Annotated in this window: 17 protein-coding genes; 3 read left to right on the top strand and 14 right to left on the bottom strand. The window is 43.1% G+C overall.

Annotation, left to right across the window (positions count from 1 at the left end):
- Positions 1-153: 153 nt before the first annotated feature.
- From QL886_RS00235 to QL886_RS00220, 4 genes are all read right to left on the bottom strand, one after another.
- Complete coding sequence (locus QL886_RS00235) at positions 154-1,848, bottom strand: BCCT family transporter (protein ID WP_290177243.1); 1,695 nt, start codon at positions 1,846-1,848, stop codon at positions 154-156.
- Between the two features lie 196 nt (positions 1,849-2,044).
- Positions 2,045-3,034, bottom strand: a complete 990-nt coding sequence (locus tag QL886_RS00230) for a membrane dipeptidase (RefSeq protein ID WP_290177242.1) — start codon at positions 3,032-3,034, stop codon at positions 2,045-2,047.
- Between the two features lie 95 nt (positions 3,035-3,129).
- The gene (locus tag QL886_RS00225; RefSeq protein WP_290177241.1) at positions 3,130-4,617 is read right to left on the bottom strand and encodes an aldehyde dehydrogenase family protein; all 1,488 of its coding nucleotides are present in this window, start codon (positions 4,615-4,617) and stop codon (positions 3,130-3,132) included.
- A 48-nt stretch (positions 4,618-4,665) separates the two neighbouring features.
- Positions 4,666-5,055, bottom strand: coding sequence for a RidA family protein (locus tag QL886_RS00220; RefSeq protein WP_290177240.1), 390 nt, complete (start codon positions 5,053-5,055; stop codon positions 4,666-4,668).
- A gap of 189 nt (positions 5,056-5,244) precedes the next feature.
- Here QL886_RS00220 and QL886_RS00215 point away from each other — a divergent pair, with 189 nt between their 5' ends.
- On the top strand, positions 5,245-6,135 hold the full coding sequence (locus QL886_RS00215; protein ID WP_290177239.1) for a LysR family transcriptional regulator: 891 nt from the start codon (positions 5,245-5,247) through the stop codon (positions 6,133-6,135).
- A gap of 282 nt (positions 6,136-6,417) precedes the next feature.
- On the opposite strand, the gene QL886_RS00210 is transcribed toward QL886_RS00215, so the two are convergent.
- Positions 6,418-7,131 carry a hypothetical protein gene (locus QL886_RS00210; protein WP_102090645.1) on the bottom strand — a complete coding sequence of 238 codons (714 nt, stop codon included), beginning with the start codon at positions 7,129-7,131 and terminating at the stop codon, positions 6,418-6,420.
- Between the two features lie 410 nt (positions 7,132-7,541).
- On the opposite strand from QL886_RS00210, the gene QL886_RS00205 reads away from it, so the two are divergent.
- On the top strand, positions 7,542-10,004 hold the full coding sequence (locus QL886_RS00205; protein ID WP_290177238.1) for a heavy metal translocating P-type ATPase: 2,463 nt from the start codon (positions 7,542-7,544) through the stop codon (positions 10,002-10,004).
- 127 nt (positions 10,005-10,131) lie between these two features.
- Positions 10,132-10,524, top strand: coding sequence for a Cu(I)-responsive transcriptional regulator (cueR, locus tag QL886_RS00200; protein WP_290177237.1), 393 nt, complete (start codon positions 10,132-10,134; stop codon positions 10,522-10,524).
- A gap of 204 nt (positions 10,525-10,728) precedes the next feature.
- Here cueR and QL886_RS00195 read toward each other — a convergent pair whose 3' ends face one another.
- The 9 genes from QL886_RS00195 to QL886_RS00155 all read right to left on the bottom strand — a co-directional run bounded on the left by QL886_RS00195 (position 10,729) and on the right by QL886_RS00155 (position 19,389).
- Positions 10,729-11,817 carry a hypothetical protein gene (locus QL886_RS00195; protein ID WP_290177236.1) on the bottom strand — a complete coding sequence of 363 codons (1,089 nt, stop codon included), beginning with the start codon at positions 11,815-11,817 and terminating at the stop codon, positions 10,729-10,731.
- Between the two features lie 411 nt (positions 11,818-12,228).
- Complete coding sequence (locus QL886_RS00190) at positions 12,229-12,651, bottom strand: acetyl-CoA carboxylase biotin carboxyl carrier protein subunit (RefSeq protein ID WP_290177235.1); 423 nt, start codon at positions 12,649-12,651, stop codon at positions 12,229-12,231.
- A 23-nt stretch (positions 12,652-12,674) separates the two neighbouring features.
- Positions 12,675-13,862 carry an NRAMP family divalent metal transporter gene (locus QL886_RS00185; RefSeq protein ID WP_290177234.1) on the bottom strand — a complete coding sequence of 396 codons (1,188 nt, stop codon included), beginning with the start codon at positions 13,860-13,862 and terminating at the stop codon, positions 12,675-12,677.
- Positions 13,863-13,916: 54 nt separating this feature from the next.
- Positions 13,917-14,654, bottom strand: a complete 738-nt coding sequence (gene pxpA / locus QL886_RS00180) for a 5-oxoprolinase subunit PxpA (RefSeq protein WP_290177233.1) — start codon at positions 14,652-14,654, stop codon at positions 13,917-13,919.
- A complete protein-coding gene (locus QL886_RS00175) occupies positions 14,644-15,567 on the bottom strand; it encodes a biotin-dependent carboxyltransferase family protein (protein ID WP_290177232.1) in 924 nt (307 codons plus the stop codon). Before QL886_RS00175 ends, pxpA begins: the two co-directional genes overlap by 11 nt.
- 52 nt (positions 15,568-15,619) lie before the next feature.
- The gene (gene pxpB, locus QL886_RS00170; RefSeq protein WP_290177231.1) at positions 15,620-16,288 is read right to left on the bottom strand and encodes a 5-oxoprolinase subunit PxpB; all 669 of its coding nucleotides are present in this window, start codon (positions 16,286-16,288) and stop codon (positions 15,620-15,622) included.
- 188 nt (positions 16,289-16,476) lie between these two features.
- Positions 16,477-17,823, bottom strand: coding sequence for an acetyl-CoA carboxylase biotin carboxylase subunit (accC, locus tag QL886_RS00165; RefSeq protein ID WP_290177230.1), 1,347 nt, complete (start codon positions 17,821-17,823; stop codon positions 16,477-16,479).
- Positions 17,824-17,902: 79 nt separating this feature from the next.
- Positions 17,903-18,415: an acetyl-CoA carboxylase biotin carboxyl carrier protein gene (gene accB, locus QL886_RS00160; protein WP_290177229.1), complete on the bottom strand. Its 513-nt coding sequence runs from the start codon at positions 18,413-18,415 to the stop codon at positions 17,903-17,905.
- Between the two features lie 182 nt (positions 18,416-18,597).
- Positions 18,598-19,389 carry a putative hydro-lyase gene (locus QL886_RS00155; RefSeq protein WP_290177228.1) on the bottom strand — a complete coding sequence of 264 codons (792 nt, stop codon included), beginning with the start codon at positions 19,387-19,389 and terminating at the stop codon, positions 18,598-18,600.
- Between the last annotated feature and the right edge of the window lie 174 nt (positions 19,390-19,563).

Here is a 19,563-nt window from a genome sequence, read left to right as displayed (position 1 = left end):
AATTTTGCCAAACATCGTCAAATAGTTGGTCAATATCTCGATATTATCTGCACTATTTTCCTTGTTTGACGGCAATTTATCTCATTTTTATCACCATTTTTAAAATGAGGACACGCCCTAGAACAGCACACAGTTTTTTATGTCATGCTTTTTTTATAAGCTTTTTTCTGCAGAGATTTTGTTTTCTGTAGCAACTTTAGCGAGCTTCTCTTCACTAATTTTGTGTCTTACCTCTACTTTGTTAGGACGATACAAGTCTTGCTCTCGTGCCATTTTTTGTGCGATTTGTGGTCCATTCCATAACGAAGGCAGCAGGACAAAAGAAACTGGCACTGCCGTAATGACGATAAAGGACTGCAATGCTGTCACGCCACCTGAACCAAGCGAGATTAAAACAATCGCCGTTACACCCATCATGATGCCCCAAAAGGTACGAATCATGGCGTTTGGTTCACGCTCTCCACTGATGACCACGCTGATGGTATAAGTCATCGAATCACCCGTGGTCACGATAAATACTGTTGTTAAAATTAAGAACAATATCGAGGTAATCAAAGGAAACGGCAGTTGCTGCGTGACGGCTAATAGCGCACCTGGCAAATTAAAACCCTCAAAGGCACTACTCACACTACCTGGATTGGCAATCTCAAAAGCCAGACCAGAGCCACCAACGACGGTGAACCAAAAGCAAGTCACGAGCGGCGCAATAATACAGACGGTGGTAATCAATTGACGAATAGTGCGGCCACGTGAAATACGAGCAATAAATATCGCCATCATAGGGCCATAACCCAAGAACCAACCCCAAAAGAATACCGTCCACCAGCTCAACCATCCTTCATCACCGCGAAAGGTCGCCATTGGAACGAAGTTGTCAATCATCGTACCCACACCTTGGATATAACCATTGACAATAAAATTGGTCGGTCCGAAGAGTAAAATAAAGACCATCAATGCAAACGCCAACATAACGTTAAAGCGGCTAAGTAGCTGCATACCGCGCGTCAGGCCACTGATCGCAGACAACGTATAGAGCGCGATAGCAAAGACAATGATAATAAGCTGGGTAGTGAAGGTATCAGGGATACCAAACAGGGTGTTCAACGCATAACTGGTCTGCAAGCCTAAAAAACCAATGGGGCCGATAGTACCGGCGGCAACGGCAACGATACAGCAAGCATCGATGATTGCGCCCGTTTGGCCAGTGAGTACACGCTCACCAAACATAGGATAAAGAAGCGTACGAGGCTTCAACGGTAAGCCTTTGTCATAATGCAGATGCATAATCACAATCGCGGTTAAACTACCTACAATCGCCCACGCCAAAAACCCCCAATGCATAAATGATTGAGACAATGCGTTAAAAGCGCGTTGCTGTAGATCGGCTGACTCACCGTATAAAGGAGGTGCTGAAACGAAATGCGCGATTGGCTCGGCGGCAGCCCAAAAAACCCCGCCCCCAGCCAATAGTGTGCAGAAAAGAATAGCCATCCATTTGAAACTGTCTATCTCAGGTACGGGTAGATTGCCTAAAATCACGCGACCTGTACGGCCAGCACCGACTGCCAAAGCAATGACAAAGGTCGCTAGTAGCAATATTTGCCAAAAAGGTCCAAATATTTTGACGGACCACGAGAAGCCCACTTCGACTATTTTTGCCAAACGCGCTTCTGCAAAAATTGCCATCAAAACAAAGGCTACAATGAATCCGCCACTGTACCAAAACGCAGGATTTTTAAGGCCTAATGTGTCGGTAGAAATAGCGGCGGCTTCGGACTCACTTGTTCCTTGATTAACAGGAGTTGAGCGTCCTTGCTCATTTTGATTAAATCCCTTTAAGTCGGCCATGATGTGGCTCCATATACTATGCTAACGTTGCGTTTTAGATCAGAGTGGTAGCAATGAGGGTGTGATAAAACGACCTCACTATACATACCTATCTAATTTAAATTACCTACTTCAAATGGATATGCGCTATAACACGACTGTCGTCTTATAGCGATTTCGAGCAACCATTGATTAAAATGACTCTTTAAATAGCTAGTTAAGCCAAAGGCTTTAATCCTTGCTCTAAAAAATCAAACCAGTTTTGACCGATGACTTTTCCAGCATCGCTTTCGTTAAAACCATGCTTGAGCAGACCGTTATAGATGTTTTCCATACCGTCTTTACCTGCAAACCATGGCAAAGTATCTGGCCAACCTGAATTACTGGCATTGCCTTCGCCATAGTCCATCGCTTTTGACCAGCGACCATTACGCATCCACTCAAGTACAGCTTGTGGTTGATTAAGACATAAATCACTGCCAATCGCTAAATGCTCCACGCCATACTTATCAGCGCAATTAGCAATCATGGTACAGAAATCATCAAGCGTACAGTCACTACCGTTTGGCAAATGGAATGGATATAAACTAAACCCTAACAACCCGCCTGCTTGGGTCAAGGCACTGATGACCGTGTCCGACTTATTACGCAGCGCATCATGAGCCGTGGTCGGATTGGCATGGCTGATACATATTGGGCGCGATGATACCTCTATCGCCTCAAGCGTTGAACGCTCTGCGCTGTGTGACATGTCAATAATCATACCGACACGGTTCATCTCAGCGATGGCCTGTTGACCAAATCGGGTAATGCCGCTGTCATTCTGCTCATAACACCCTGTCGCCAGTAAGCTCTGGTTGTTGTAAGTCAGCTGCATAATCAATAGACCTAAACGCCGCATCACGCTAATCAGACCAATTTCATCGTCGATTGGTGAGCAATTCTGCGCACCAAAGAAGATGCCAACTTTACCCTGATCTTTTGCCATCTTGATATCAGCAACTGAGTACACGGGCAAGATAAGATCTGAGTTTTGCTCAAAGCGTGCATGCCATTCAGCAAAGCGAGTCATGGTTTGGCGAGCGTCTTCGTGATAGACCAAGGTGGCATGTACCGCATTGATACCACTGGCTTGCAGCATCTTAAAATAATCGCGATCCCAATGGCTATACTGTAATCCGTCAATGACGATATGGTCTTGGTACATATCAATTCCCTTTAATACTTTTATAAGTGACCGCTATCATTTGCTATTGAGTGCGTGTTTACACCCTGTCGCTTCGATAGCGGCTAACATGCTTATCAATAAGGTTTCTGATACGCTTTTTGATAAGCGGTCTTGACGATGGTATAGAACTCTTTGGCATATTGACCTTGCTCACGCGGGCCAAAGCTTGACTGTTTACGGCCACCAAACGGTACATGATAGTCCGTACCCGCAGTTGCTAGATTGACCATGACACAGCCTGCTTGTACTTGCTCTTTGAACATCGCACTGCTACGCAAGCTCTGAGTGATGATGCCGCCCGTCAGACCAAAGCGCGTATCATTGGTCATCGCAATCGCTTCTTCTAGATTTTTGACACGTAAGACACACGCTAGCGGTGCAAACACCTCTTCTTGATTGATATCCCAGCTGTTGTCCGTCTCAGTAAACAACGTCGGCGACATATAGTAGCCGTCATGCGGCATCTCTAAACGCTCACCGCCAAAGGCTAAATTGGCACCAGATTGCTTGGCTTTTTCGATCCAGTCCATATTTGATGCCAGCTGCTTATCATCGACGACAGGCCCCATAAATATGCCGTCTTCAAGTGCATGGCCAACTTTTAGGGTTTTCATTTTGGCAATCACACCGTCTACAAACGCATCATGAATACCGTCCATCACAATAAGACGTGAAGAAGCCGTACATTTCTGACCCGAACCGCCAAACGCACCAGCCACTGCCGCATCGATAGCAACTTGCAAATCAGCATCGTCAGCGATAACCAAGGCGTTTTTGCTGCCCATCTCAAGCTGACAACGGATAAAGTTTGGAGCAGTAGCAGCAGCGACTTTGCGACCTGTTGGTACAGAGCCGGTAAAGCTCACCGCATCAATATCTGTAGAATTAATAAGCGCATCACCGACTGACGAGCCGCCGCCCAATAGCAGGTTAAACGTACCTTCAGGTAGACCTTGACGATGAATGATTTCAGCCAATGCGACCGCGCTAGCTGGCGTTAAATTTGCAGGCTTCCAAATGATCGTGTTACCAAAGGCCAAAGCTGGCGCGATTTTCCATACAGCAGTGGCAGTTGGAAAGTTCCAAGGTGAGATAATGGCGACCACACCGACTGCTTCGCGGGTAACTTCGACCTTGACACCAGGACGCACTGAATCAGCATTATCACCAATTTGACGCAGTACCTCAGCGGCATAGTAATGAAAGAATTGACCTGCGCGATAAATCTCGCCGCGACCTTCGGCGAACGGCTTGCCTTCTTCAAGAGACAACAGCGTACCTAGCTCATCACAGCGAGCAATCATTTCATCGCCAATGGCTTGTAGGATAGACTGCTTCTTTTCTAAAGGAGTCGCTTCCCACTTTGGCTGGGCATGGCGTGCCGCCGCGATGGCATCTTTGACTTGATCGCTACTGGCTTGTGCGAACTCACCGATAGTGTCAGTGATATCAGATGGGTTAATATTGGCAACGGTATTTACGCCTGCCTGCCATTCACCATTGATATAAAGTGATTTGGTTGGGTCTTGTTGCAATATCTTTTGGGTCGTTTGGGCTGACATAAGAGCTTCCTTGATAAAGTATTAAAAGATGGAATATTAAGATTAGATTTAAGGCACAGCGGCATATACGACCAGCTCAACCAGCATCTCTTTACGAGCCAGTCCAGCTATTACCAGTGCTGCCCGATTTGGATAAGGTGCTTCAAAATATTCAGCATAAACTTGATTGACAGTTTTTAGATAGTCGCGGTCGGTTACGTAGATCATTACTTGTAGAACTGCATCCATGCCAACATTGGCACATTCTAGCGTGTGCTTAAGATTGTCTAGCGTTTGGCGAGTTTGCGCTTCTATACCGCCTGCAACCACATCACCATTTTCATCGATAGGAATTTGGGCAGTGTATAAGGTTCCGTTATTAGTGATGGCCCACTCCAAAGGTGCTTTAGACGCATAAAGCGAGGTTTTAACGGCCTGTTTGTTTAAGTGAGTCATCATATTGTCATGTCCTTTGATAAGTGGTTTCAGCAGTAAGTGATTTGAAATTTATTTAATCGCTGCCAATTGCTACATGACTTATCCTACTCAATTAGTAACGATAAATCTAACTAATTAAATTTGAATTTTGATAGATTTAACCTATCATTTAAGATAGATTATTAGAGAATAGTTTTGGATGGCCTGAATATGAAGCTACAGCAATTGCGTCATTTCTTATTTGTCGTGGAAGAAGGAGGATTTCGTGCGGCGGCTGATCGTGCCAATCGCTCGCAAGCTGCTTTGTCAGCCTCGATAAAGGAATTAGAAAAAACCTTAGGACAGCGATTATTTGAAGTAGGAAACAAAGCTCTACTCACGCCTTTCGGTGAAACCTGCTTACCAAAGATTGAGCAGTTTCTTAGCGTTTATCAAGCGCTAGAAGATGACTTAAAAGCCTCTGCATCCGGCGAAAAAGGTAAAATTAGGATTGCAAGCGTACCGTCGCTAGTGACTAAATTGTTACCTAGCGTATTGGTCGAATACTCAAAAAAATATCCTGATATTGATATTGTACTGATAGATGATAATTCTGTCGGTGTGGCCAATCGATTGTTAGCCGGAGAAATTGATTTGGCACTGGGCAATTGCACCAGTATTGATCAAACGAATATAGATTTCACTTTACTCATATCAGACCCAATTGGCGTGGTCTGTCTGAAAAGTAATGAGCTAAACAACCAGTTAAATCAGGCGCAAGGGGTGACATGGCAGCAACTCATGGCGCAGCCGTTTATTTATAATGGTACTTGTAGATTGCTCGAGAACACGCCAGCCGAATCGACCAATCGCAGGGCAAGGTACACGGTAGAAAACATCACATCGCTGTTTTCTTTATTGCGTAATGATCTAGGTATCACTACTTTACCCAAACTTGCCTTCCCTGCGAATGAGCCGGAACTCGTTTGGATAGATTTAGTTGACCCTTCTTTAAACCGGCAAATCGGTATCTTCAAACTTGCTGATAAATCTATCTCTCCCCCAGCTCAAGCATTTTATGATCTCTGTATCGCCTATGTCCAAGAGAACTACTGGCTGTAAAGCTTAAGTATAGTTACTAGGGCGTGTCTTCAATTCACTCGATAGTCATCTCAATGGGCTAAAAATGGCTAAATCTTGCCAAACATCGTCAAATAGCTAGCTAATATCCCGATATTATCTGCGCTATTTTTCTTGTTTGACGGCAATTTATCTCATTTTTATCACCATTTTTGAAACGAAGACACGCCCTAATAGCTCTAAATATAGAGACATAAAAAAGCCACGATACATAATGTATCGTGGCTTTCGGCTCAAGCAAACTTAAGCAAGCTGATTTGACGATCAGATCCAACCTTCTTCTAGTAGGTGCTCAGTATTGCTGATTTTAAAATTATTGCATAAGTCATAGAACGCCATTGGGTCTTCAACATTATCGAGCAACTCTCGTTTATGCAGTGCCACAAACAGCGCCAACGCATACGCTGCACTATGGATAGACTTTTTAGGATTAAAGGTAATATCAGTAAATCCTTGATATTGAATCACTTCTTCATGCAGCTGAGGGTTTTGCTTGAGCGCATTCACGTACAGCCAGTCATAAAATGTCGTTAACGGCTCTACGCCCCATTCCATACCAAAGTAGTTGTAACCAATGAGCTCGCCCGAGGTCATCAATCGCTCATCTTTTCTGGCTTGTCTTGGCGCTACTGTTAGCAAATCTGTATAAGGACCACCATCTTCAAAGACCATACTGGCTTGAAAAGCATTTTCGACACTATATGGATTACCATCATGCTCATCGGTAATTTTTAAGCTAAACGGACTTAATGGAAAACTCAGCTTATTTCCAGATTTGCTGGACAGCTCTAATACTTGCTTAAATCCATACTTTTTGCGAATGACTTGCTGTAAGTCATTGATGGATTTTTTCTTTTGTCTGGTCGCAAATCCCACATGCCGCTCAAACATAACCATATCCGTTTTTACCAAATTGTCACTGTTGACTTTGGGCATGAATACGGGTCTTTGTTCTATCGTATTTGGTACTTCTTCCATAGTGATGTGCCTTAATATCAATGGTCTTGTATAAATATTTTGTGTTAACGGTGCTGATGTCACCTGCTGTTGACGGTGTACTCTGTCATTGCTAGCAGCATTTCTTATTATTGTTGTTTTATTCGCTAGCAGCCAAATACAGTGAATTGATCGAAAGCTATCGAGAGTTATCGAACCCTATCAGCGCTCGCTGGGCAGTTTATCTTATTATCAGTCATTTATCCTGCCCTATTTTAGAATTAATGCCGCCATACCTTCAACAATAAACCATAATCGAGCTATTTTGAACTTAGCAACGAATATAAGACGCTACTATAAATGCGCCTGAAAGTATTATAGAAATACGCTTGACCTTACCATGATGTCAACCTATATGCTGTCACTATAGATTAAAAACGACAGAGGTTGTTATGAAAACAAAAAATACTAAAGCCCCTACTTATCATGAAGTGCTGAGCATTGAAGGCATGAGTTGCGCCTCTTGCGTCGGGCGTATCGAAAAACAATTAAAAAATATTGAACATGTTGAAAATGCCGAGGTAAATCTTGCCACTGAACAGGCGACTGTTTACTCATCTCAGCCTGTAGATGTCGCCCAGTTAAACAAAGCGGTAGAACGTGCAGGCTATAAGGTGACTGAAACCAAGCCTATCGAGCTATCTATAGAAGGCATGAGCTGTGCCTCTTGCGTTGGACGAGTAGAAAAATCCTTGGCCAAAGTCGCTGGCGTGCAACAAGCCACAGTAAACCTTGCGACTGAGCGTGCTTGGATTAAAGGCGACGCTCAAATACAAACGAGTGATTTAATTGAGGCCGTTAAAAAAGCGGGCTACGAGGCCAAACTGGTAGAACAAGACCAAAGTGATCGACAAGATAAGAAAGCCACGGAGCAAAATCAGCTTAAACGAGATTTGGGATTTTCTGCGCTGTTGTCACTGCCCGTATTCATTCTAGCAATGGGCTCGCATATGATTCCAGCCTTTCATATGTGGGTAGTGAATAACCTCGGCACTCAGCAAAGTTGGCTGATACAGTTTGTTTTGACCACACTGGTACTACTCTTTCCAGGCCGACGCTTTTATCAAAAAGGCGTGCCAGCCTTATTGCGTTTTGCGCCAGATATGAATTCGCTAGTGGCGATTGGTACCGTCGCAGCATATGGCTTTTCTCTAATAGCGACCTTTATCCCGCAAGCGCTACCTGAAGGCACGGTGCACGTCTATTACGAAGCCGCTGCCATGATTGTGAGCTTGATATTATTAGGTCGTTATTTTGAAGCAAAGGCCAAAGGACGTACTTCTCAAGCCATTCAGCATTTAGTAGGCATGCAGGCAAAGACCGCCCGTGTAAAGCAAGATGGCAAAGTCATTGAAGTCCCTGTAGAAGACGTCACCGCAAAAATGATAGTTGAAATCCGTCCAGGTGAGCGTGTGCCTATCGATGGCGAGGTGGTTGACGGTCACAGTTATATTGATGAATCTATGATTACTGGTGAACCTGTTCCTGTGAAAAAACAAGCAGGTGATCAAGTAGTCGGCGGTACTATCAATCAAAACGGCACCGTGAATATTCGGGCAACAGCCATCGGTGAAGATTCTGTATTAGCACAAATCATTCGTATGGTAGAACAAGCCCAAGGTTCTAAATTACCGCTTCAAGCATTGGTGGATAAAGTCACCATGTGGTTTGTACCAGCGGTGATGTTTTTATCAGCATTGACCTTTATAGTTTGGTTGATTTTTGGCCCTGACCCTGCCTTAACCTTTGGTTTAATCAATGCGGTTGCCGTCCTCATTGTAGCCTGCCCTTGTGCAATGGGATTGGCCACTCCCACCTCTATTATGGTCGGTACAGGTCGCGGTGCAGAATTGGGTGTGCTATTCCGTAAAGGTAAAGCGCTACAAATGCTTCAGGATGTGAGCGTGGTTGCCGTTGATAAAACAGGCACATTGACTGAAGGCAAACCTACGTTGACAGATTTCCAAGTCCAACAAGGGTTTGAGAAAGAACAGGTCTTACGTGTGGTGGCATCGGTTGAAGCAAAATCTGAGCATCCCATTGCCTTAGCCATTGTACAAGCCGCAGAGCAACAGAATATTCAACTGCTGCCTATCACTGACTTTGAGGCGATGACGGGTTTGGGTATTCAAGCAAACGTGGCAGGACAAGTGATTCACATTGGCGCTGATCGTTACATGCAACAATTGGGGCTTGATGTCGCGCCTTTTGCACAAGATGCGCTACGTTTGGGGCAAGAAGGTAAAACCCCACTCTATGTCTCTATTGACCAGCAGTTAGCCGCTATCATCGCCGTTGCAGATCCTATTAAAGAGACGACTCATGCCGCCATCGCTGCACTACATCAGTTGGGCTTAAAAGTGGCCATGATTACAGGTGATAATCGCCATACAGCTCAAGCCATTGCTGCAACATTAAGTATTGATCAGGTAGTGGCAGAAGTGTTGCCCGAAGGCAAGGTAGATGCAGTACGCCAATTGCAAGAACAATATGGCCGAGTGGCATTTGTTGGTGACGGTATCAATGATGCCCCTGCATTGGCTCAATCAGATGTTGGATTGGCCATTGGTACAGGCACAGACGTGGCGATTGAGGCGGCTGAAGTGGTGCTAATGTCAGGTAGTCTGCAAGGCGTGCCTACTGCGATTGCCTTGAGTAAAGCCACCATCAGTAATATCAGACAAAATCTGGCTTGGGCATTTATTTATAATGTCGCCTTGATTCCGATTGCCGCAGGTGTCTTGTATCCCGCCTTTGGTATCCTGCTCTCACCCATTTTTGCGGCAGGCGCAATGGCGCTATCTTCTGTTTTCGTATTAGGTAATGCGTTACGCCTCAAGTACTTTAAAGTATAGTCAGCGAACTACTAAACCGCTACAGAGTGAATGTAGAATCGTAAAGAATATCCATATAGGGTTTAAATACACAGATTATTTAAACCCTTTTGTCATTTAAGTCCCTTTTTAAGTTAGGAGGAGAAATATGAATATTGGTCAAGCATCAAAGCAATCAGGTATCTCTACCAAAATGATTCGCTACTATGAACAGATTGGCTTGCTAGAAACAGTCAATCGGTCGAACTCAGGTTATCGCTTGTATTCTAAAGACGATATAGACGACTTATGCTTTTTAAAACACTCTCGTGACTTGGGGTTTTCATCTAAGCAAATGAAAGAGTTACTGTATTTGCGCAAAAATGCTAACCGTCAGAGTGCAGATGTTAAGCAACTGACACAAGAGCATATCGAAACGTTGAATCAAAAAATTGCGCAATTGCAGGAGATGGTCGACTCGCTACAGAACTCTTTTGATCATTGTGCAGGCGATGATAATGCAGAGTGCGCTATTCTGGATGATCTTGGGCAAGCTAAATGAAGCGGACGCTAGCATTAGCTCATTTATAGCGCGTTATTATTTGGAGTCATTACTCGTAATAATCTTGAGTATCAATGTTTGACCAAACTTACTATGCCAATACACCTCTAGAACAAGTCAATCTATGGTTTAGAGAATCAATAGATTCACTAATGAATTTGATCTGTTTGTGGTTATAAGAAGAAACCCTTCTGAATTTGTATTTTATTCGGCTAACATCAACTTTACTTTAAGAAATGTCAGGTTAATTTCATCACAACTAGTGAAGTTAAACTTACCTTTTGTAACTTCATTGAATCGTTCAAAGTAGTAGTTCAATAGTGGATCGTATCTATCACCGTACACCCAACTATAGAACTTTGACAGTTCATAACTTAACTGCACGCCAAGGCCTGAGCGAACTCTAACCATAGAGTCATTTTCTAAATCAACGAGGTTCATCACTTGAAGATTAGTCTTAATTTCTCCAATTAGAGGTAAGAGAGAGTCTTTGTAATTATCGGCCATTTGCACAAGTTTGGGTTCAGTAACTTCTGCTTCGAAAATCATAATTAGATCATTAATTTCACTATCATAATAATCGTTGTCTAAGCGTTTTTTAGACTCATTCCTAAGAATATAGAGCTGTTCAAGCGGATCAGGTTTCGTTTCAATCGCTTGGTTTGAAAGGTTTTTCTGATACTCGCTGAATAAACTTTCTATCCTGTCTGCAATAACATCTAGATAGTCATATCGAGTAATGAGAAATTCCAATAACTCATTTATGTTGAGGTTTAACAGTAGATCTTCTGCATCTACATCTCTACTGTATAAATGGACACTTAAATCGCCACTATTGACATGACTCTCAAAAGGCCAACTAGCAAAGCGTTTTGATTTCGATTGCTTTAAATCCACAGGGTGAGCACCAAAGCAAGCTCTTATAGTCTTGAAATAGTTGTTATCATCTTCACTAGGAAACAAGCGTTCATTAAAACACTTTTTTTCACCTGAAAATGGTATATTTTTTTCATTTATAAATACTCTGTGCAGTTGCTTAATTGATTCGAATATAAGGTCAATCGAAGATATTAAAGAATAGACCTGCATAGATTTTGTATCTATGTTTTTATCAAAATTAGTGACGTTCTCCAAATGTCGAACTGACACTGTAATCCAGTCTAAACAAGAACAGACTAGGTTAAAAAGGTTCTTGTCACCTTTATTTTTATAGATTTGATATACAAAGCTTGAGTTAGAATTTACTAAATTCCGGAAGTCTCTTATCTTATCATCACTAATGACATCTCTCATTTGTTACTAACCTCATAATTAGCTGAAATTTGTGAGCTTCCCAGATTTTACTAGACAGCTTTTAACTCAGAATAACATCCTTCTTGAGACTTAACATTGGAAATAAAGACCTATAGCAATCGCAACTCCAATACCTATTTCGCTTACTGCTAAATTTCGTCAAAGTTCCAAATATTTTCTTTGTTTTTTACCAAAATAAGCGCCATTTCCTTGTAAAAGAACCAATTGTTATTTGCCCTTGTTTCACACCTTATTAAACCACGATTTCCATAAAAACTTCAGTTTTCACAGAGTTAGCGATAAAAAATTGCTTAAGCGATGATAATACTCAGCACATAAAAAACCCTTTAAGCGACAGATGATGCTTAAAGGGTTTATATTTTGATTTAACCAAAACTACGTTAACTGTCTTTAACTACGAGCTAACTCAAAAATAGGCTGTCCGTATTCAACGTTCTGGCCACTTTCAACCAAAACTGCCGTGACCACACCTTCTTTATTACTAATCACTGGCTGCAAACGGGTTAACTCATCAATGAAGCAAATGGTCTGACCTTTTTGAATATGGTCGCCTTCTTTGACCAAGTTGTCTGTTGCATCGTCTTCACTTAAGTATACCTGCCCTACATAGGTGGCACCTACTTGCAAGACATCACTACCCTGCTGTTCAGGCTCATGAGTAGTCGTGGCCTCTATAGGGTTAGCGCTAACATTATTCTGCGCACCTAGATTATTAACCACCCTAATAGATTGCCCATTGTCGGCAATCGTGACTTCGTGCAGCTGACTGCTTTCAACCAGTTTGACCACACGTGTTATTTGCTCTATATCCATAATACATTCCTTATCTTAATTTTTTAACTCATGCCCAGATATTTAGCAATGGTCATGACACTTAGGATACTCATCACGATGGCGATTAACCAACCAAATGCCGCAATCCAAATCGGATGCTTATAATTGCCAACGATATTTTTTCTGTAGGCGGCAATCAGAACGATGACCATGGCGATAGGTAGCACTAAGCCATTTAACGTACCAACCAATACCAATACTTGAGCCGGTTTACCGATAGTGGCAAACACCAACGTTGAGATAACGATGAAACCAATAATGAAGTAGCGTTTATAAGTCTCAATGAACGGATGAAAGTTGGTCATAAAAGACACAGAGGTATAAGCAGCACCAATCACCGAGGTCACAGACGCCGCCCAAATCACCATACCAAAAATAACTTTACCTGCGTTTCCTAGAATGTACTGAAACGGCGACATAGCTGGGTTGGCAGGATCCAATGCGAAGCCTTGAGATACCACGCCTAATACGGCAAGGAATAAAAATACGCGAATCACAGAGGCAATTAAAATACCAGAGACAGAGCTTCTGGTTACTGATTTTAAATTCTCTTCTCCGCTGACGCCTGCTTCCAATAAGCGATGCGCACCTGAGAAAGTAATATAACCGCCAACCGTACCGCCAACTAGCGTCACGATAGCCACTGCATCAATTTTGTCAGGCATGATGGTTTTGCTGACGGCTTCTGCTAATGGCGGATCAGATTTAAAGACCACATAAATGACCAATACAATCAGGATAAAGCCCATTAACTGAGCGAATTTATCCATCATAGGACCCGTTTCTCGGCCTAAAAATATCGCGACGGCAATCACACCACTGATCAGGGCGCCTGTGATAGGCGACATGTTGAACATGGACTGCATGCCAAGTCCAGCACCGCCAATATTACCAATGTTGAAAGCTAGGCCACCCGCAATGATTAAGAACGCGAGCAAGTAACCGACACCAGGAAATACCAAATTGGCGATTTCCTGCGCGCGTTTTTTGGAGACTGCGACTACGCGCCAAACGTTAAGCTGGACGCCGATGTCCATAACAATAGAGATTAAGATAACAAAGCCGAAACTTGCCATTAGGCTTTCGGTAAATGTGGCCGTTTGGGTCAAAAACCCTGGCCCTACTGCTGATGTGGCCATCAGGAAGGCCGCGCCTAAAATGGCGGTATTGTCTTTTTTTATGGTGCTCATAAACATCCTTGTTCTATATGGGATTATTTAATCAAATGATTAGGAAACGGATATTTAGTGGGCAGAGATAGTGATACCTTTGAGCTCTAGTTGTTTCTTTATTTCTTGCGCAAACAAAATAGCGTGTTCACCATCCCCATGTAGGCAGATACTTTGTGCCTCTACGGGTACGGTTTGACCGCAGACACTGGTGACAGTCCCTTCAGTTATCATCTGCAATACATGCTTAATCGCATCATCCGTATCGGTTATTAGCGCATTGTCTTTGCTACGAGAGACCAATGAGCCGTCTTTTTCATAGTTTCTATCGGCAAACACTTCTGATATTGCTTCTAGACCCTGTTTCTTAGCTGATTTAACCAAATAACCACCAGACAGACCCATGACTTTTAGATTTGGATCAAATCGTTTGATTTCACTGGCCAAAATGTCTGATAAATCTTCATCAATAGCGGCTTGGTTGTACAACGCACCATGCGGTTTTACATAGTCTAATGACACACCAACCAAGTCACAAAGCGCTTTGGTTGCGCCCAACTGATATGCCAATAAAGCACGATACTCAGATTCGCTTAATGGCTGATGGATACGGCCAAAGTTTTCTCTATCGTTTAGACCAGGATGTGCACCTACGCTCACGTTGTTTGCTTTTGCCAATTGCAAAGTTGCTAGCATTTCGCTATAAGACCCAGCGTGCAAGCCGCAGCAGACATTCGCTGAGCTGACTATCGTCAATAACTTATCGTCTTGCCCGCAGCCTTCAGCCACATCAGCATTTAAATCAATTTTCATTGGCATACTCCTTTATTTGATCGATGTAATGTTGTCTTTTCTGTTGTTCACGCAGCGCCTGCTCTAACGACACAATGACGAACTGACAGGCTTTGCCAAATCTAATCTGTGCCATCAGCCCTATGTCTGCTTGAATCACGGTTGCGATTTTAGGATAGCCACCCGTCGTCTGCCCATCTGCCATTAACACAATCGGTTGTCCTTGTGGTGGCACCTGAATCATGCCAATATCAACGCCATGTGAGCTCATTTCTACTGGCTTACTAAATTCAAGCGCTGTAGCTCCCTCCAAACGGTAACCCATACGGTTGCTACTGCTTTGTAGTTTCCATGGCTGGGTCTCAAACGCTTGCTTAGACGACTCAGTGAAGCAATCATATTCACTGCTTTTTATCACTCGAATAACCTCGGTTGGTGCAAGTCGAGCCACCCCAATCACAGGTAGGCTGGATTCAGTTTTCACCGTTAAGCTGTCATCGGCTTTTAAATATCTGCCTTTAAATCCGCCAAACCCTGCTTTGAGATTGGTGCTGGCTGACTGCAATACTGGCTCGATATCAAAGCCGCCGTGCACACATAAATAGGTATACATACCTTGTAGCGGACGCAAAAGTTTGAGCGTTTGCCCAACTGTTGCATTGATACGCCAATAGCAAGGAACACGCTTGTCGTCTAGATAGGCCTCGTATAAAGCGCCTGTTAAGCAAAAGCTGACGTTTTCTTCAAACTTTATGGTTAGCTCACCGAGCGCTATTTCAATAGCAGGTTCGTTGGCTTCGTTTTTCATCAAAGCATTGCCAGCTTGTAGCGCCCAGTTGTCCATCACGCCATTTCTACCCACGCCCATGCTTCGGTAACCCAGTCGTCCCGAATCTTGAATACTGGCAAGGGCACTTGCGGTTAAAATTTTCATTGATACCACCTGTTTTTTTGTCTTTTTGATTCATGCATTTTTTATTTATCGCTTATTGATGAATATCAATCGCTTTAAATGTCAAAGTATCGCCTGCGTTAAGCAACGTCGGAGAAGACTTGGTTAAATCAAATAAAGCAGTATCCGTCTGGCCGAGTAACTGCCAACCGCCTGGAGACTCAAAAGGGTATACCCCTGTCTGCTCGCCGCCTATACCCACTGAGCCTGCGGGTACTTGAGTTCTAGGGATGGCGTGTCTTGGGAAATACAGCGACTCAGACAAGCCGCCAAGATAAGGAAATCCTGGCTGAAAACCGATAAAGTAAACGGTATAAGTGGCTTTAGTATGTAGCTCAACAACGGCTTCGACCGAGAGATTTAGCTCATTCGCCATGGCCGCTAGATCAGGGCCATATTTTCCACCGTAATGTACTGGTATCTCGACGTGCTTGCCATGGATGGTTTTTGAAGGGATGTCATTGAGCAAATCTGACAGCTTATCTTTAAAGGTAGTAAGCTCAGCCCAAGTTAATGGCACGATGAATACACTGAGCGTATTCATACCAATCACCACTTCGATGACTTCTGGCATTTTCTGGATGCTGTCTGATAAAGCCCAGCACTTTTGTTGTTTTTCTAAGGTGATCGGTTTAGGGAAAAACAACGCGAGATTGGTTTCACTGCATAGTTGCCATTGTAGTTCCATTAGCACGTGCTCCATTATTTTTATCTACTACAGTCAAATCATCTATAAATTGGATACGGTGTCAGGCTCGCTTAGTCTACGACTTGTAGTACTTTCACTCGCCTTCCTTGTATCCAAATTATATTGAACCGACTATATTCTGATTCTGACGCTTCTGACGCTAATGTCAGATTTGGTTTTCATTTTTGCAGACAAGAACTGATTTATATATTGTCTTGTATCCACTGTTCTAGATAATGGATGCTCATTTGACCTTCACAAAACACCTTATCCTCAAAGAGTCGCTGATGCAGACCAATATTGGTATCAATACCGGTGATTTGCGCTTCTGATAATGCCGCACGCATTTTTTCTATCGCTTTTTCTCTTGAACGATCTTGTACACATATCTTGGCAATCAAACTGTCATAAGATGGCGGCACGGTGTAGTTCGACTCAGCATGGCTATCCACTCTGATACCAAACCCTGCTGGCATGTGGCAGTAGTCTATGCGTCCAGCATTTGGCAAAAATGTCTGCGCGTTTTCAGCATTAATACGGCACTCAAAAGCGTGTCCGGTAATGGCGATATCACTTTGCTTGTATGCTAACGTGAGTCCGGCAGCCACTCTGATTTGTTCTTGCACAATATCAACACCCGTCACCATCTCAGTGATGGTGTGCTCAACTTGCACACGAGTATTCATCTCGATAAAGAAGAATTCGCCATTTTCATATAGAAACTCAAACGTGCCTGCGCCTCTATACTGCATTTGCTCGCAAGCTGTGACACATGCTTGTCCGATTTTCTGGCGCTGCTCTTCAGTAATACCAGGTGCTGGCGCTTCTTCAATAACTTTTTGATGACGACGCTGCATAGAGCAATCACGCTCGCCTAAATAAATAGCATTACCGTGGGTATCGGACATGACTTGCACTTCGATATGACGCGGTGCTTGTAGGTATTTTTCAAGATAGACAATGGCGCTACCAAAATTGGCTTTGGCTTCTGTTTGCGTCATAGAAATCGCAGAGAGTAAGTCGGCTTCTTTTTCGACCACGCGCATCCCACGACCGCCGCCACCGCTTGCTGCTTTGATAATGACTGGATAACCAACGTCACTGGCAATCTTGATAACTTGCTCTGAATCAGCAGGCAATGCGCCATTCGATCCAGGTACACAAGGCACGCCAGCCATCGTCATTTGCTTTTTGGCTTCAACTTTGTCGCCCATGTTTCTGATATTGTCAGCCGTTGGACCAATAAACGTGAGACCCGAATCTTCAACTAAGGCCGCAAATTCTGAGTTTTCAGACAAAAAGCCATAACCTGGATGGATAGCTTGTGCGTTGGTAAGCTTTGCAGCAGACACAATCGCTCGTTGGTTAAGATAACTGTGTGTGGCATTGGCAGGCCCGATGCATACTGCTTCATCGGCTAGGCGCACGGGTAACGAGTCTTTGTCTGATTCAGAATGGACAATGACTGATTGGATGCCTAGCTGTTTGCAAGCTCGGATAATACGTAGAGCAATCTCGCCTCGATTGGCAATTAAGATTTTTGTGAACATGTTTATTCCCTTAAAAATATAGTGTCAAATACAGTGTTTGTGCAGCGTCTATACAATATTGAGCGGCTATTGAGTGGCTTTAACTGTTTGGCTCTATAATAAATAAGGGCTGGGCATACTCTACGACATCACCTTCATCGACCAAAATCTCTTTAAGCGTACACGCAGTTTCTGCTTTGACCTCGTACATCATTTTCATGGCTTCAATGATGCATAGTGTCTGCCCTACTTCTACCTTATCTCCTACCTGAAAAAACACTTCTGCTGTCGGCTCAGAGCGAAGATAAAACGTACCTAGCATAGGCGCTATTACTTGGGATTTCTCCACCTCTGTAGTCACAGTTTCATCACTATGATTACTGTCTACATTGGTATTATTATCCGTACTGTTTTGAGTGGTTTCGGTTTGAGACTCTGAATGAGACGCCGTTGGGTTGGGAGTATTAGCGATATGATTGCCGCTACTTTGGTTGCCGTCAGATTGGCAAACGATAGAAATACGTGCATCACCATCAGTGACTTCTAAAGATTTTATATCGGCGCATTCTGCAAGTTTGATCAGTTTTTCCAGATCCGTGAAATTGATATTCATATGATTGGCTATTCCGTTAGAGTGAAAGTGAACAATTATTTTTTATAAAAAATTCGTACCTAGTGATGTATGTAGTGTGTGATTGTTGAACGATATGTGACAATTTATTGATTGGCTTATTAAAATAATAGTTTGAAATTAATTATCTCTATGCGTATTAAAAGTGCTGTTGTCATCAAAAATTATAGAACTGCCAAGTCTTCATCTCTTGGGTCGCAGATAAACATATGTCCTGGTGAATGCGTTATCATCAGCTCTGGCTTACTAGTCATAGCGATACTTTGCGGCGTCACACCGCAAGCCCAGAATACAGGGACTTCGCCTTCTTTTATGATGGATGCATCACCAAAATTAGGCGCATGAATGTCGGTTATACCGATGACACTAGGGTCTCCGATATGAATAGGCGCGCCGTGGACTTGCGGAAATCGAGAGGTGGCTTGGACGGCTTTGGTGATTAATGGATAAGGTATTGGCCGCATGCTAACCACCATTTTCCCATGAAACTGTCCTGCAGGCTCAGTCTCTATGTTTGTGATATACATTGGCACATTGTGATTGTCTTCGATATGTCTGATAGGAATAGACGCATTTAGCATGGCAGACTCAAAGGAAAAACTGCATCCTAAAAGAAAGCAGACCAAATCCTCTCTCCAATAGTCTTTTAGATCTGACACCTCAGCCACTAATTCGCCAAATTTGTATATCCGATACTTTGGGACATCAGATCTCAAGTCTGCGCCTTTTGCCATGAGACGTGGCTCTGCGCTACCGACATCTGTTACATCTAAAATAGGACAAGACTTTGGGTTTCTTTGTGCAAACAATAAAAAATCATAGGCCAAATTTTTGGGCACTATGACTAAGTTTGCTTGTATATGACCTTTACACATGCCGGAAGTCGGCTTGTTAAGTTCATTTTTACTGATTAACGCTCTGACCTCTGTCGGCGTCATATTTGCTAAATCTAACATGATTACAACCTCTTACGCTTTATTATTTTTAGCAGATAAAAGTTTATTATTTGTTTTATATTGGTATGGCTATTTATAACTTTATTTCATATACCGAGAACTATGATTATCGTTATGTAACTTATCAGAACACCTTCGATATGACAAGATATGAATACAGAAATATGTGATGAA

This window comes from Psychrobacter sp. APC 3281, assembly GCF_030407815.1.
Classification (GTDB): domain Bacteria; phylum Pseudomonadota; class Gammaproteobacteria; order Pseudomonadales; family Moraxellaceae; genus Psychrobacter.
Note: the sequence above shows the minus strand (reverse complement) of the source record. Positions and strands in the feature narration are given on the sequence as shown.